Source organism: Oribacterium sp. WCC10 (assembly GCF_900113415.1).
Lineage (GTDB): Bacteria > Bacillota > Clostridia > Lachnospirales > Lachnospiraceae > Oribacterium.
Window position 1 is genome coordinate 1 of sequence record NZ_FOPH01000007.1, and the last position, 14,074, is coordinate 14,074.

The 14,074-nt window shown below is 42.1% G+C and carries 14 protein-coding genes, 1 pseudogene and 1 other annotated feature; of the genes and pseudogenes, 1 reads left to right on the forward strand and 14 read right to left on the reverse strand.

What is annotated here, in order from left to right; translation table 11 throughout:
- Positions 1 to 236, reverse strand: a pseudogene (locus BM294_RS06745) (transposase); the annotation flags it as partial.
- A 397-nt stretch (positions 237 to 633) separates the two neighbouring features.
- Here BM294_RS06745 and BM294_RS06750 point away from each other — a divergent pair.
- Positions 634 to 1,251, forward strand: a complete 618-nt coding sequence (locus tag BM294_RS06750) for a uridine kinase family protein (protein WP_242944463.1) — start codon at positions 634 to 636, stop codon at positions 1,249 to 1,251.
- Positions 1,252 to 1,257: 6 nt separating this feature from the next.
- On the opposite strand, the gene BM294_RS06755 is transcribed toward BM294_RS06750, so the two are convergent.
- The 13 genes from BM294_RS06755 to trpC all read right to left on the reverse strand — a co-directional run bounded on the left by BM294_RS06755 (position 1,258) and on the right by trpC (position 13,937).
- Positions 1,258 to 1,485 (reverse strand): hypothetical protein, encoded by a 228-nt coding sequence (locus BM294_RS06755; RefSeq protein ID WP_091206017.1) that lies wholly within the window; start codon positions 1,483 to 1,485, stop codon positions 1,258 to 1,260.
- A 388-nt stretch (positions 1,486 to 1,873) separates the two neighbouring features.
- Positions 1,874 to 3,097, reverse strand: a complete 1,224-nt coding sequence (locus BM294_RS06760; protein ID WP_091206019.1) for an NAD(P)-dependent oxidoreductase — start codon at positions 3,095 to 3,097, stop codon at positions 1,874 to 1,876.
- 258 nt (positions 3,098 to 3,355) lie between these two features.
- Positions 3,356 to 5,014: an aminotransferase class I/II-fold pyridoxal phosphate-dependent enzyme gene (locus BM294_RS16245; protein WP_091206022.1), complete on the reverse strand. Its 1,659-nt coding sequence runs from the start codon at positions 5,012 to 5,014 to the stop codon at positions 3,356 to 3,358.
- Positions 5,001 to 6,398 (reverse strand): thioether cross-link-forming SCIFF peptide maturase, encoded by a 1,398-nt coding sequence (gene scfB, locus BM294_RS06770; RefSeq protein ID WP_091206025.1) that lies wholly within the window; start codon positions 6,396 to 6,398, stop codon positions 5,001 to 5,003. Before scfB ends, BM294_RS16245 begins: the two co-directional genes overlap by 14 nt.
- Positions 6,399 to 6,406: 8 nt before the next feature.
- A complete protein-coding gene (locus BM294_RS16440) occupies positions 6,407 to 6,529 on the reverse strand; it encodes a hypothetical protein (RefSeq protein ID WP_255407183.1) in 123 nt (40 codons plus the stop codon).
- A 114-nt stretch (positions 6,530 to 6,643) separates the two neighbouring features.
- Positions 6,644 to 6,790 (reverse strand): six-cysteine ranthipeptide SCIFF, encoded by a 147-nt coding sequence (gene scfA, locus BM294_RS06775; protein WP_091206028.1) that lies wholly within the window; start codon positions 6,788 to 6,790, stop codon positions 6,644 to 6,646.
- A gap of 125 nt (positions 6,791 to 6,915) precedes the next feature.
- The gene (locus tag BM294_RS06780; RefSeq protein WP_091206033.1) at positions 6,916 to 7,677 is read right to left on the reverse strand and encodes an enhanced serine sensitivity protein SseB C-terminal domain-containing protein; all 762 of its coding nucleotides are present in this window, start codon (positions 7,675 to 7,677) and stop codon (positions 6,916 to 6,918) included.
- Positions 7,678 to 7,912: 235 nt separating this feature from the next.
- Positions 7,913 to 8,692, reverse strand: a complete 780-nt coding sequence (trpA, locus tag BM294_RS06785) for a tryptophan synthase subunit alpha (protein WP_091206036.1) — start codon at positions 8,690 to 8,692, stop codon at positions 7,913 to 7,915.
- Positions 8,689 to 9,879: a tryptophan synthase subunit beta gene (gene trpB, locus BM294_RS16250; RefSeq protein ID WP_242944465.1), complete on the reverse strand. Its 1,191-nt coding sequence runs from the start codon at positions 9,877 to 9,879 to the stop codon at positions 8,689 to 8,691. The genes trpA and trpB overlap by 4 nt, the downstream gene beginning before the upstream one ends.
- Positions 9,880 to 9,888: 9 nt before the next feature.
- On the reverse strand, positions 9,889 to 10,545 hold the full coding sequence (locus BM294_RS16255; protein ID WP_242944466.1) for a phosphoribosylanthranilate isomerase: 657 nt from the start codon (positions 10,543 to 10,545) through the stop codon (positions 9,889 to 9,891).
- A 54-nt stretch (positions 10,546 to 10,599) separates the two neighbouring features.
- On the reverse strand, positions 10,600 to 11,652 hold the full coding sequence (trpD, locus tag BM294_RS06795) for an anthranilate phosphoribosyltransferase (protein ID WP_091206039.1): 1,053 nt from the start codon (positions 11,650 to 11,652) through the stop codon (positions 10,600 to 10,602).
- Between the two features lie 140 nt (positions 11,653 to 11,792).
- Positions 11,793 to 12,031 (reverse strand) — a binding site (T-box leader).
- Between the two features lie 277 nt (positions 12,032 to 12,308).
- A complete protein-coding gene (locus BM294_RS06800; RefSeq protein WP_091206042.1) occupies positions 12,309 to 12,914 on the reverse strand; it encodes a DUF4234 domain-containing protein in 606 nt (201 codons plus the stop codon).
- Between the two features lie 216 nt (positions 12,915 to 13,130).
- Positions 13,131 to 13,937 carry an indole-3-glycerol phosphate synthase TrpC gene (gene trpC, locus BM294_RS06805; protein ID WP_091206045.1) on the reverse strand — a complete coding sequence of 269 codons (807 nt, stop codon included), beginning with the start codon at positions 13,935 to 13,937 and terminating at the stop codon, positions 13,131 to 13,133.
- Positions 13,938 to 14,074: the final 137 nt, after the last annotated feature.

Sequence of the window (14,074 nt, forward strand, 5' to 3'; positions counted from 1 at the left end):
AGCTGAAACATCTCCTTTATAATAAGAGCACCTATAATTACGTTAATCGGAGTGTTACGGCGTGAAGGCTGATCACTGTACAATACTCGGAAAGGCTCTTCATCTATAGCTGGAAAAATATTTTCAGAAAAAAATTTAGCCCATGATTTTTCAAGCATTTTTACTTCTCTTTGGGTTAAATTAGAAGTAGAATCAAACAAGCTGATTTGCTGAGATGAATTTGTTGCAAATGACATAAACTATACCTCCAACAGATCCTATCTCTATTATACTATTTAGAAAAGGTAATGTATTAGGTTTTTAAGGTTCTAGCGCCCCATTTGTCGGGCGACTCATATCATGATGTAAGAGGCAAAAATACCAAATCTTGTGCTTCTACAATGATTTGTGACTTTATGACACACCTGAGCACTAATTTCCTTATGGGAACTCTGATTAAAGCGTTTCCCTGGCCGGATTTTCGATGCGAAGCATCAACTTTCTTTGAAAATCCGTGTCCCGACGCCGGATGCTCTGGGGAAACACTGATATAATCAATGCTTCTTTAGATATGTTTACCTAAATGTAACACATTGTTGCATCATTAAGTTCACATATCGCAAACTTATACTAATTGGATTCAGGAGAAAAATAATGGATATCATTGATATGAAACAAAAACGATTTCAACCGGCAATAGATGCGATGAATGATCTTTTGTCTGATGACGAATTTATGGATGAGGAAGTTCTGATGATCGCCATCGATGGACGTTCTGGAAGTGGAAAGACCACTCTCGCACACTTTCTTGCAGATATGTACGATGCTAACGTCTTTCATATGGACGACTTTTTCCTCAGAGAAGAACAAAGAACTGAAGAACGTATGTCAGAGATAGGCGGTAATGTAGATTATGAAAGATTCCGTGAAGAAGTAATGATACCTATATGGTATGGGGATGCAGTCACCTATCGTCCCTTTAACTGCAAGACCATGAAAATAGACAAAGCCATGGAAAAAATCATAAAGCCCAAGCGAATCAATATCATCGAAGGTTCCTATAGTCAGCATCCTTACTTTGGAGAACCCTATCAGCTTCGCATATTCTGTGATATAGAGCCGGAATCTCAGATTGAAAATGTAATCGCACGTGTAGGCGATAACAAAGATCTGATTGAAAAATACAAAACAATATGGATTCCTAAAGAAGATGCTTACATCAATGAGTTCGATATAGATGAAAACTCAGATGTATACATAAGCTGGGACTGACAAATATCATGAAAACAATTTCTGTTCTATAAGCTTGTACATACGTCTATGAAATCTTGCTCTATGACGTTTGCGTTCTATCTCTTTTTCAATCTGATACATAAGATATATGCTGCCTGCGCTGATCATATATCCAAGGTATCTCACCTCATTAAATTCACAAAGAGATGCAACGATTCCAATCACTAACAGAAACTCTACTACGAATTCAAATGTTTTCATATTGATTCTCATGATGATTTCCTCCATTGTTTAAACGTCATGTCTTCATGGAAAACTCAAAACAACTGTTCTTAACACTGAATGTATTTTATCACTGTACAAACGTTTTGTAAACAGCTGTTCCCAAATATTTGTTTGCAGAATATTTGTTCTTATTCAATCATCTTCGAACTGGATAAAACATATGTTTGTCGGACAGAAATCCGTATTATACCCGAGTTATTCTCTAACGGATGATACCTGATAAATTGTACGGTCAGAATCTAAAAAAGTCTCCGGGAAAAGATCAGATAATCTTCTCCCGGAGACTCTTATTTTATTATGCGGTTCTCAGAAGCACCACAACTTGTTATTATGCAACATATGCTCACATTTTGTATGTTCTGCGCCTTACAACTTATCAGTCAAGAAGCCCCTGCATATACTTATCCATATCATCTGCAATCTGCTTTGATACATTTACAGCTGCTACTACAGTCTTGGCACCGGTTACTACATCACCTGATGCGAATACACCCGGCATAGTAGTCTCACCGTTCTCATCTGTCTGAAGTGTACCCTTTTCATTGAGAGTAAGTTCCTTATCTCTTGATACAAGACGGTCCTTAGGAACCTGAGAAACTGAGATGATAACAAAATCACAAGGAACTTCCACTGCTTCTTCCTTATGCACTGTACTCTTACCATCCTCATCGAATGTTACAGGTGCCATAACGATAGAGTCATCCTTTATCTCAAGAGGCGACTTGCAATACTCGAACTTAACCCCGTCAAGCTTTGCGTACTCGATTTCCTTGATAGATGCAGCCGCAGTATCTCGTCTGCAATAAACGGTAACATTTCTTGCACCTTTACGGATCGCAGTACGTGCAGCATCCATGGCAGCATTACCGGCACCTATGATGGCAACATTCTCTCCGATATGATATACATCAGGATTGTTAAGATAATTGATAGCATAAGCAACATTACCAAAAGTCTCGCCAGGAATACGAAGGTGCTTTGGACGCCATGCTCCGGTTCCGATAAATACTGACTTATATCCGTCTGCAAAAAGATCCTTTATGCTTGTTGAACCACCGATATTGAAGTTAGGGCGGAACAGAATTCCAAGCTCATGAAGTCTTGCTGCATATCTGTCAAGAACAGTTCTCGGAAGACGGAAGTCAGGAATACCGTATCTCATGACACCGCCAAGCTTCTCACGTCCCTCAAATATAGTGATCTTGTACCCTCTCTGAGCAAGAAGAACCGCGATAGTGATTCCGGCAGGGCCTCCACCGATAACCGCAACTTTCTTACCGTTGTATGGCTTCTTTTCAAGCTTGATTCTCTCAAAGCATGAATCTGAAATGTAGTTCTCTATAGCAGAGATATGAACCGGAGTTCCCTTGATACCACGAACACAATGACCTTCACACTGCTTCTCATGATCACATACCAGTGAACATACGATAGAAAGCGGGTTGTTATTGAAAAGCATAACCGCTGCATCCATCATCTGCTCTTCTTTAAGAAGTCTGATCATCTCCGGAATGTTTGTATTGATAGGACAACCTGTGCGACAACGTGGATTCTTGCACTGAAGGCAACGATTTGCCTCATCTAAAACATGTACAGCCATAATTATCTCCTCCCTGATTTCGGAACTTCAATTATTTTATCTTCTCTATCAGATAAAAATAAAACGATGATTTCCATACGCGAACATAGATAAATTTAATCACAAAGGCATTTTTAGTCAATAAAAGTTAATTTATTGACAGAAGGTATAACCTTTAATACATTCAAGCATCATTCTCTGGTATATCCGCTTTCACGACAAAACCATAACTTCCCGACAGCAAAATGAAAACCGCCTCCATCAGGCCTTACCTGTTGATCAGGACTTCTTCACACACATTATATCTCTTGTATCCTCAACAGATTTTGTATAATGCAGCTTACATCCCATATCGCACATTCTGCCCAGCATTTCAATGCATTTTTCGGTCAGTATCTCTCCCGGAACCACCATCGGGATACCCGGCGGATAGCAGTAAATATATTCTGCCGAAATATTTCCTGCCGCATCCGGAAAAGAGAAACACTCCGATGAACTTTCGGTTGCTTCCTGAAGAGTCAAACTCTGTTCCATCTTAGTGGAAAGAAGTTCGTGATATGCATCAGTATGTCCGTTAAATCCATGTCTATCCCGAAAGTCAACATTGGAATCATGGGATTTATCTAACCGATCGTCAATGTTATCAACTGCCTCTTCCCGCATTTCCATATCTCTTTCGGATAATACCTTTGATGATAACTCACCTAAGCATCGATTCTCTTTTCCTGCTTCTGATATCAGCTCTTCTTCCCTGTCAAGTTCAAGGATAGCATCGGCAAATCTCAGTATTTCACCCGGTTCATCTCCGGGACCCGTCATGGCCAGCCCGTTGTCAGAGAGACTCATCTCAAGTTCAAAACTGAATCTATCCCTCATTATCTTCATTAAGGAGCCACCATCTAAATGGGTATCCCTGCAATTCACAAGAAGCTTACTCTTGTCAAAATCATAAAAAACATGTTTCGAACTATTATCTCTACCGTGACACATCACTTTGAAATGCTTTAAGCCCCTGACCTTTTCATCGAAACGTTTAAGCATCCCCGACCACTTTGAAAACACCGCCTCTCCACTGTCAAGAATCATCTCAGTACAGGAATCAAGAGATATCATAAGCGGATACGAAGGCGACGATGTTTCGTAGATATCTATGAAACGGTCCACCGTATCTTCATTTACCAGGTCACTCTTTATATGCAAAAATGCAGTCTGGGTCATACCGATAAGCGTCTTGTGGGCAGACTGTACCGCTATGTCAGCGCCGCACTGAATCGCACTCTTTGGAAAGCCTGCTGATTCCACAAGACCAAAGTGAGCTCCATGAGCTTCATCAACAAAAAGCGGAATACCATGTCTGTGACAAATATCGGCAATTGCTTCTATATCGGAAACCACCCCTTCATAAGTCGGGCTTGTAATGACAACACCTCTGCTTTCAGGATAGTCTTCAAGAAGCTTTTCCACCTGACAGGCATCAATATCCGTCAGGATGCCAAACTCCTCATCGTATTGAGGATACAGCCAGTGTGGAGTAATATTTCTTATCTCTAATGCGTGAAAAACTGATCTATGGCAATTTCTTGCCACGATCAGTTCCCCGTTTAACGGGCATATAGCACTTATTCCGATAAGATTACCTGAGGTACTTCCATTGACAAGAAATCTGGTCTTATCGGCGCCGAACACTTCAGCCGTACGTTTCATGGATTCCAAAAGAATCCCCTCGGGGTGATGAAGATCATCAGTCCCGGAAACCTCTGTAAAGTCATACGTCATCGGATTCCCGAAGGTTTTTTCCCTGATCACATCCGGAAAGCAACAGCTTTCAGAGGTTTCTGATAATGTCATACGCCTTTTATGTCCTGGCATATGCAAAGGATATATGCCCTTTTCATTATATATTTTCAGTTCTTCGAATAAGCTTTTATTCTGCTTCATTTTCCTGTTCCTGAGCCATCTCGGCTTCAGCCACCTTCATCATGAGAGCACATTCCATTCTCTTACGGAAAAGCTTACATCCATACTCATAAACGCCCTTGATATCTCCTGTAGCATGAAGAGCATTGGCTGAACAGCCGCCTGCGCAGTACATTCTTGCCCAGCACTTCTTACACTCAGGGCGGGAATAAACATTACACTCCTTAAAAGTATCAACAAGGTCTGTGCGATCAACTCCGTCGAAGACATTACCAAGCTTATACTCAGGATCATTTACAAACTGGTGACACGGATAGAGATCTCCCCATGCAGTAACTGCCATGTACTCTGTTCCTGATCCGCAGCCTGATACTCTCTTGTATACACAAGGACCATGCTCAAGGTCTATCATATAATGATAGAATGTGATCGGCTTTCCATCCTTCTCACGGCGAAGCATATCCTTTGCAAGAATCTCATACTGCTCGTAAAGAACAGGAAGATCTTCCTCTGTAAGGGTACTTGGACTCTTTCCGTCTGTGACAACAGGCTCCATGGAAAGCTCTGTGAAGCCAAGATCATCTGCCATGTGGAAGATGTCCTTTGTGAAATCTGTATTGTAGTGAGAGAATGTTCCTCTCATGTAATATGCCTTGTCTCCTCTTGCCTTGACAAACTTCTGGAAGTTTGGAACGATTCGATCATAGGATCCCTGACCTGCTCGATTCACACGGAATCTGTCATTAACTTCCTTACGTCCGTCAAGAGAAAGAACTACATTGTAACACTCCTTGTTAGCCCACTCGATAACTTCGTCTGTAACATTTACTCCGTTAGTGGTAAGAGTGAACCTGAAATTCTTATTATGCTCTTTCTCGATGGATCTGGCATACTCTACTGTCTTCTTACATACATCAAAGTTTACAAGAGGCTCACCACCGAAGAAATCCACCTCAAGGTTACGACGGTTTCCGGAATTCTCAACAAGAAAATCGATCGCTCTCTTTGCTGTCTCAAAAGTCATGAGACCTTCATCACCCTTGAACTTTCCCTGGGAGGCAAAGCAGTAGCTGCAATTGAGATTGCAGGTATGAGCTACAAGAAGACAAAGTGCCTTAACTACTGTTGTCTGCTTTTTCAGATAGCCGGCAGCCTTTTCATAGATGTCCTCTGTAAAAAGCTTTCCATTATCCTTTAACTCCTGAATATCTGAAAAAGTATCATCTATATCTTCAGCTGATGCATCCTTATACATCTCTGCAAGTTCTTTTCGGGCTTCATCTACAGACTTTCCCTCGTCGAGAAGATGAATAGCATCATATGCCAGATCATCAGTTACATGTACACTTGCACTGTAAACGTCAAGCACAATGTTGTAACCGTTCATTTTATACTGATGTATCATTTATACTCCTAATCTCCTTTAAAACAATAAACACCGTATCCATACTCTATCTCCGCACATACATAAGCCCTGCCGCAGGTATCTCTGATTCGCCCTGTAACTCTGCTGACCGATCCCTGCTGCCATGTCATACAACCTCATTTGACTTCATTTGCAGTCATATGTGACGATGGCATATAGCAAATACTTATACAGTACATTAAAAAGCCGGGGCTTTATCTGCCCCGGCTTAGCTCACCTGAATATTAAGCGTTCTTGTTCTCGCACTTCTGGTTTGCAATACCGCAGCTTGTCTTGCAAGCTGACTGGCAAGATGTCTGGCACTCGCCGCATCCGCCCTTCTCTTCTGATCTCTTCATATCTCTAGTATTTAATGTAACGATATGCTTCATTCTAACACCTCTTTCTTAAATAGGTACTTAATAACTATAAGTACAAAAATTATAACTAGTATGAATATACATTGTCAAGGAAATTGCTGTTCAATCTTGTACTAACAAAGAAAATATCCGCTTTTTTACTTGCTGTAGATTGGCTCAGCGCCCTCGATAGCTCTGTCAGCTACAGGTGCCTTTGAAGAAATAAGTGCAACACTGCGTCCATGAGAGTGATTCTTACAGATATCCATAATCTTTGTGAATGTCTCATTCATAGAACCTGTATGCTCGATAACAACAAGATAATCGAGATTTCCGTTTCTGATCATATCTCTAAGGTAACCTTTGGTTACATTATCATTGTTACGCATAGCCATAACAAGTGCATTCTGAAGTTCCTCTGTAACTTCATCCTGACGGACATCCTGGAATGTTACATCATCATCAGCATGAGCCTTCTCACCTTCCAGACCGCCTTCGATTCCCTTCATTCTGGCACGAAGCTGTGAAATAACAGGACGTGCTATGATGAAATCATCTGTTCCGGGATTCACAACAAGGCCGAAAATGCGATCATCACCGAAAGCAAGATCAGCAATCATATCGAACTTGTTTACTTCCGTCTCTGAATGCTTTATGCTTTTATTCCAGCTCTTAAGCTTCTCCTTACTGGTGAATAATGTATAGAAAGGACGTGCATCCTTAAATGCAACTACTCCGTAAAGTGTCTTCTTTCCCTCTTTAGGATCTTCTACTGTTCTTGCAGGCATGATGAACTCAGCATTTGAAATAAGCTCCTCTGAAATCACATTCTGTGCTTCCTTATCTCTGCCCTCTGACTCCTTGAATCTGTTGATGGCCTCTACGAGCTTCTGATTGGCTCTCTCTGTATAATCTGCCATATATAAACCTCCTGGTTAATACAGATGCAAATGCATTCCGTCGTTTAGCAACATCAGCTTAAAGCATCTGTTTAATATCAATAAACATACCGATGTAGTTTATCATAATTTGCGTTCACTGTCGATACGCTAATGCTTATATGGCACCTGCAGATTATCTCACATTTACCTCTGATGATACCGGGAAAACAATGATTAAAGTGTTTCCCCGGTATCATCAGAGCATAATCATCACTTATGAAGCTTTGTGAACCGCGTCAGACATGGCTTTAACCAGTGCTCCGACTTTTTGGGGAGCATTTGCACCCTCTTCAGCCACAATCTTTACTATGGATGAGCCAACGATGGCTCCGTCACTGAGCGCTGCCATTGATCCGGCCTGCTCAGGACTGGATATACCAAAGCCAACGGCACAAGGTACATCTGTATTTTCCTTCACAAGTTTAACCATCGACCCTATATCTGCTGTGATATCCGAACGTTCGCCTGTCACTCCGAGGGATGACACCACATAGATATATCCCTTTGCTTCCTTTGCTATCATCCTGATTCTGTCATTGGACGCGGGAGTTATCATCGATATAAGTTCAACCCCGTATCTGTCGCAGATTTCCTCAAAATCCCCTTTTTCCTCATAAGGAACATCAGGAAGTATCAATCCGCTTACTCCTGCTTCCGAAGCCGCTTTCATAAACTTCTCTGTACCGTAGGAGAAGACAACATTAGCATAAGTCATATAAAGAAACGGTACATCAACTTCTTTACGGAGTTCTTTTGTAAATTCAAATATCTTATCTGTAGTCACTCCGCTTTTAAGTGCTCTGTTATCAGCCTCCATGATCACCGGACCCTCAGCTGTAGGATCTGAAAAAGGTATACCAAGTTCAATGATATCGGCTCCGTTTTTCACCATCTCAAGGACACAGGCTCTTGTGGTTTCAAGATCCGGATCTCCGCAGGTTATAAATGGAATAAATGCTTTATGGTCTTTAAATGCTTCTGTGATTCTGCTCATTCGCTTATATCCTCCCCTCTGTAACGGGCTATAGCCGCACAGTCCTTATCTCCTCTTCCGGATACTGTCACAACTATTATCTTGTCTTTACTCAGTGTCGGTGCAAGCTTCTTTGCGTAGGCAAGCGCATGTGATGACTCAATAGCAGGAATGATTCCCTCTGCTCTTGAAACATATTCGAATGCATCAACCGCCTCATCATCTGTTATGGCAACATACTCGGCTCTGCCTATATCATGAAGATAAGCATGCTCCGGCCCTACTCCCGGATAGTCGAGTCCTGCAGAGATCGAGTAAACCGGTGCGATCTGACCATACTCATTCTGGCAGAAATATGACTTCATTCCATGGAAGATTCCAAGTCGTCCTGTATTGATGGTCGCGGCTGTTTCAAATGTGTCAATACCTCTGCCGGCAGCCTCACATCCTATAAGACGTACATCCTTGTCCCCGATAAAATGATAGAAAGAACCTATGGCATTGGAACCGCCTCCTACGCAGGCTATAACCGCATCAGGAAGTCTTCCCTCCTTTTCAAGCATCTGTTCCTTTATCTCACGGGAGATGATCGCCTGAAAGTCACGGACTATGGTAGGGAAAGGATGAGGTCCCATAACGGATCCCAGGCAGTAATGTGTATCTGATATTCTTCTTGTCCACTCTCTCATGGCCTCTGATACCGCATCCTTGAGAGTCCCGGTACCGGTTGTGACAGGAACAACTTCTGATCCGAGGAGACGCATCTTGTAAACATTAAGCGCCTGTCTCTCCATATCCTCTTTTCCCATGAAAACAACACATTCCATACCCATGAGTGCTGCCACTGTAGCTGTTGCAACCCCATGCTGTCCTGCGCCGGTTTCAGCGATGAGACGTGTCTTTCCCATCTTCTTCGCAAGCAGAGCCTGTCCGAGACAGTTATTGATCTTGTGTGCTCCTGTATGGTTCAGATCCTCTCGCTTCAAATATATCTTTGCCCCGCCAAGCTCCTTTGTTAATCTCTCTGCATAGTACAGTCTCGAAGGACGGTTAGCATATTCGTTGTATAACTCTATGAGTTCTCTGTTAAACTCAGGGTCGTCCTTATATCTGTTGTATGCTTCCTCAAGCTCTATAACCGCATTCATCAGAGTCTCAGGTATGTATTGTCCTCCATGAACACCAAATCTTCCTTTTATCTCAAACATCTCTTCTCCTTACTTTTCTGTCAAATCCAAACTTCTCACCGCTTCTACAAATGTTTTCATCCTGACCGGATCCTTGAAGCCACCGGTTTCCACCCCGGAACTCACATCAAGAGCATATGGATTGAGTTTTCTTACTGCTTCTGAAACATTGTCAGGATTGAGTCCTCCCGCAAGAAAATACGGTCTTTGGAGCCCTTTGATCAGCTCCCAGTTAAATGTTTCCCCGTCTCCCATTCCCTTATCGAGTAGGATATAATCTGCAGGTGACATTTCAGCGTTCTTCACATCCGAAGAAGTCCTTACCAGAAATGCCTTCATCACCTTTCCGTCGATACTGTACGGTGTTCCGTCAGGAAATTCTCCCGGCTTCTTCAGCTCTTCCTGCAGTTCCTTTATATATTCCGCGGACTCGTCACCATGAAGCTGTGCTATAGATATTATCCCCTTCCTCATGAGTCTGAGGATAATGTCTCTGTCCTCTGATACAAACACCCCCACCGCACTGATGGAAGGTAAAAGCATGTTGCTGAGCTGTTCCGCTTCTGCTTCCGTGACATAACGCCTGCTTTTTTTGTAAAACACAAAACCTATGTACTCAGGCTTCAGTTCATTTACCGCTTCTATATCCTCAGGTCTTCTTAAGCCACAGATTTTAATCCCTGACATATACCCTCCATCCCGCAGTCTTTGCTTTCTCAAAGTATATAAAGTTGCAATTCATCAGGCAGGAATATCAGCCAGCATTGCAGGTTCATTACTGCATCTGATGTACTCTTCAAGTTTATCAAGAGCCTTTCCGTTATCTATGAGTTCTGCTGCGAGCTTCACTCCTTCCTCCATACAGTCTGCCTTGCCACCGACGTAAATTGCAGCTCCTGCATTGAGAAGCACCGCAGTTCTCTTGGTTCCCTGAATCTTTCCTGAAAGGATGCCTCTTGTGATTTCGGCATTTTCTTCAGGTGTACCGCCTACTATATCCTCTTTCCTGCCTCTCTCAAGGCCAAAATCCTCAGGCTTTATAACTGTTGTTCTATAGTAGCCGTTTCTAAGTTCGCAAACGGTAGTCTCACAGGATGCTGAGATTTCATCCATTCTGTCCTGACCGTAAACCACAAATGCTCTTTTTACTCCAAGCTTATCAAGTACCTTTGCAACAGGTTCAACCAGATACTCGTCATAAACCCCAAGAAGAAACATATCAGGATTTGCAGGATTGGTAAGAGGGCCGAGGATATTGAAAACTGTTCTGAATCCAAGTTCCTTTCTGATAGGTCCTACATACTTCATTGCCGCATGATACTTTTGTGCGAAAAGGAAACATAATCCCACATCGGCCAAGAGTTGCTGTGCCTTATTCACATCCTGATTAATGTTTACACCAAGTGCCTCCTGACAATCCGCTGTTCCCGAAAGTGACGATGCAGCTCTGTTACCGTGCTTGGCGACCTTGATTCCTGCAGCGGCGATAACCATTGCTGCAGTTGTGGAGATATTAAAGCTATGTGCTCCGTCTCCGCCTGTTCCGACGATCTCAAGCACCTCCATACCTGGATGAGGTACCTTTGTTGCCTGCTCTCTCATCGCAGCCGCGCAGCCCGAAATCTCGTCTATTGTCTCAGCCTTCGTCGACTTGGTTGATAGAGCAGCCAAAAATGCTGCATTCTGTGTAGGTGTAGTCTGCCCTGTCATGATCTCCGTCATAACTGTGTAGGCCTCATCGTAAGTAAGGTCTCCTTTTAATGTTGCAATCTTGTCAATAGCATTCTTGATCATCTTATTCTCCTTTCGGGGCTGATCCCCTTTGAAAATTACGATCTCACGCTGCGCGGATTCAGGAATAAGGGGCATCCATGGTTCCTTCGGAAACATGGATATATACTAAAAAGTCCCCGGCAGAACCAGACTATGATTCTGCCAGGGACGATAAAATCGCGGTGCCACCCTGTTTCACGATATGACTCGTGCGCTTTGCGAGATACCAACATATCTCCGACAACTAACGTATGTCTTACGTCACAGGATACTAAGCATATTCATGCCTTTCATTGTGCCCTTAGCGGTCCATTTGCAATGCTGTTTTCTGCCGGATTCGCACCATCGCCGGCTCTCTGTGAGATCATACATAGCTTTATCTCCGCTTCAACGGTTTAAATTATTAACTTGATAACTACGATAATGCTTTTGAAAAAGAATGTCAATTCTTATTCAATAAATAAAAATATTGAAATTTTATAGCAGTGATAACCTCATGTACAACTCCACATAACATGACCCTGTAACAGCTTATACAATCACTAATCTTTGAATATCAGGTACATATCCGGAGGTCATATTCATATACATGAATGCATAAAGATTCAACAAAAAACCCTGCGGCAGCTTATAAAAAAGCTGTCACAGGGGCCTCTATCACATTATATATTCAACCATCAAAGTCCGTTTGATCTGTTGTAAGCAGCACAAATCTTATTTGTGTTATTGATAAGGATATTCATGGCGATGAATGGTCCGATTCCGCAAAGCAGAATACCGAAAAGATCCCACATAAGAACTGTTGTACCATTCTCCTGGAATGCAAGGTTATATCTGTAAGCATTGGAAGCAAGTCTGTTTCCAAGACAATACTGCCAATAGAATGAATAGATACCACAAGTTATAACAGATAATAAAATATACTTTACAAGACCGGCAGTCTCCTGTCCGTCCCCGTTACAAGCTGTATTCACATCCTGAGCAAGCTTATAAACAAAGTAATATGAATAAATGCCGCATGTAACGATGGTTAAAAGAATATACATCAAAAGACTTCTGTCTTCTTTCAGTCTCTCACCACCATAATAACCGCCATTGTTGCCGGCAATGTTACGGGCTGCATCTCCAAGCTCATTTTCCGCTTTGTTCAATGCAGAGTTTGCCGCATTGTACGCACCCTGGCTGAACTCCTTAAAGTTATTGATAGAATTGACCTGTTCTCCACAAACCGGGCAAAACTTGGCATCATCAGCCAACTGATTTCCACACTTCTTACAAAACATAACTTCCCCTCCAAAACTATATTTTTCACGACAACCATGCATTTTTACTCCTTAAAGAGTCAATTGCCGCATATAAAAAAGTTATGTTGCCATTTTAGCATAAGATAGTAAACATTTAATACAAAATCATAAATTCATGGCAAAAATATCTTTTTTTACCAAAAATACCACAGTCTTTTTTATTGATATATGTCAAACAGTCAAAGCCTTTCGGCATTACACCGCCTGCTCATGAAGTATCCCCAAACGCAGTTCATCAAGCATTGCTTTCTTGTCTGCCGCTCTCATGAGCGTCTCTCCTATGAGAACACCGTTAACATGCCCCGCCTCAAGCTCTTCTATATCATCATGACTCTTTATGCCGCTTTCTGCAATGAAGAGAATATCTTCAGGCACATTTTCTCTGAGTCTTATGCTGTTACTGATGTCTACAGTGAAGTCTTTGAGATTTCTGTTGTTGACCCCGATGATTCTTGCACCTGCATTAACAGCCTTTCTGACTTCATCTTCATCATGAGCCTCTACTATAGCTGAGAGTCCCAGACTGTCTGCTATGCCGATATACTCTTTCAATGTTTCTTCATCAAGAAGAGCACATATAAGAAGTATGATCTGTGCGCCCAGAACCTTAGCCTCATAAATCATATACGGATCAATGGTAAAGTCCTTTCTCAGACACGGAAGCTTCACTGTTTCCGCAATTTGTCTAAGATACTCATTGCTGCCCTTGAACCACTTCGGCTCCGTAAGTACAGATATAGCAGTCGCTCCTGCCTTCTCATACTCATATGCAATCTTAAGATAAGGAAAATCAACTGTGATAAGTCCCTTCGATGGGGATGCCTTCTTACATTCACATATGAAACTTATCCCCGGCTCCTTCAGCTTCTTTTCAAAAGGAAAACCGGTATTCACATCCATTGATTCTGCTCTTTGCTTCATCTCCTGAAGCGGTACGATTCTCTTTGCCTTTTCCACTCGCTTTCTTGTGTGCTCAGCGATGTCTTCCAGAATATTAGCCATGTTTATCTTCTCCCCATTTCTGACATAAGCGCTTAGATACGACTTATGCTTCACTCTGATAATTGACTGATTTCCGACCGAGACATTCTTATAAAGACAACTGTCGAATGCTCGTTTTCACATTAAGCTATGGTCTG

Bases quoted from the DNA above. Each gene is read 5' to 3' on its own strand.
- trpD (WP_091206039.1), bottom strand. From the start codon at position 11,652: ATGATCAAGAATGCTATTGACAAGATTGCAACATTAAAAGGAGACCTT.
- BM294_RS06755 (WP_091206017.1), bottom strand. From the start codon at position 1,485: ATGAGAATCAATATGAAAACATTTGAATTCGTAGTAGAGTTTCTGTTA.
- trpC (WP_091206045.1), bottom strand. From the start codon at position 13,937: ATGGCTAATATTCTGGAAGACATCGCTGAGCACACAAGAAAGCGAGTG.
- BM294_RS16245 (WP_091206022.1), bottom strand. From the start codon at position 5,014: ATGAAGCAGAATAAAAGCTTATTCGAAGAACTGAAAATATATAATGAA.
- BM294_RS06780 (WP_091206033.1), bottom strand. From the start codon at position 7,677: ATGGCAGATTATACAGAGAGAGCCAATCAGAAGCTCGTAGAGGCCATC.
- BM294_RS16440 (WP_255407183.1), bottom strand. From the start codon at position 6,529: ATGACATGGCAGCAGGGATCGGTCAGCAGAGTTACAGGGCGAATCAGA.
- BM294_RS16255 (WP_242944466.1), bottom strand. From the start codon at position 10,545: ATGTCAGGGATTAAAATCTGTGGCTTAAGAAGACCTGAGGATATAGAA.
- BM294_RS06800 (WP_091206042.1), bottom strand. From the start codon at position 12,914: ATGTTTTGTAAGAAGTGTGGAAATCAGTTGGCTGATGATGCCAAGTTT.
- scfA (WP_091206028.1), bottom strand. From the start codon at position 6,790: ATGAAGCATATCGTTACATTAAATACTAGAGATATGAAGAGATCAGAA.
- scfB (WP_091206025.1), bottom strand. From the start codon at position 6,398: ATGATACATCAGTATAAAATGAACGGTTACAACATTGTGCTTGACGTT.
- trpB (WP_242944465.1), bottom strand. From the start codon at position 9,879: ATGTTTGAGATAAAAGGAAGATTTGGTGTTCATGGAGGACAATACATA.
- trpA (WP_091206036.1), bottom strand. From the start codon at position 8,692: ATGAGCAGAATCACAGAAGCATTTAAAGACCATAAAGCATTTATTCCA.
- BM294_RS06760 (WP_091206019.1), bottom strand. From the start codon at position 3,097: ATGGCTGTACATGTTTTAGATGAGGCAAATCGTTGCCTTCAGTGCAAG.
- BM294_RS06750 (WP_242944463.1), top strand. From the start codon at position 634: ATGGATATCATTGATATGAAACAAAAACGATTTCAACCGGCAATAGAT.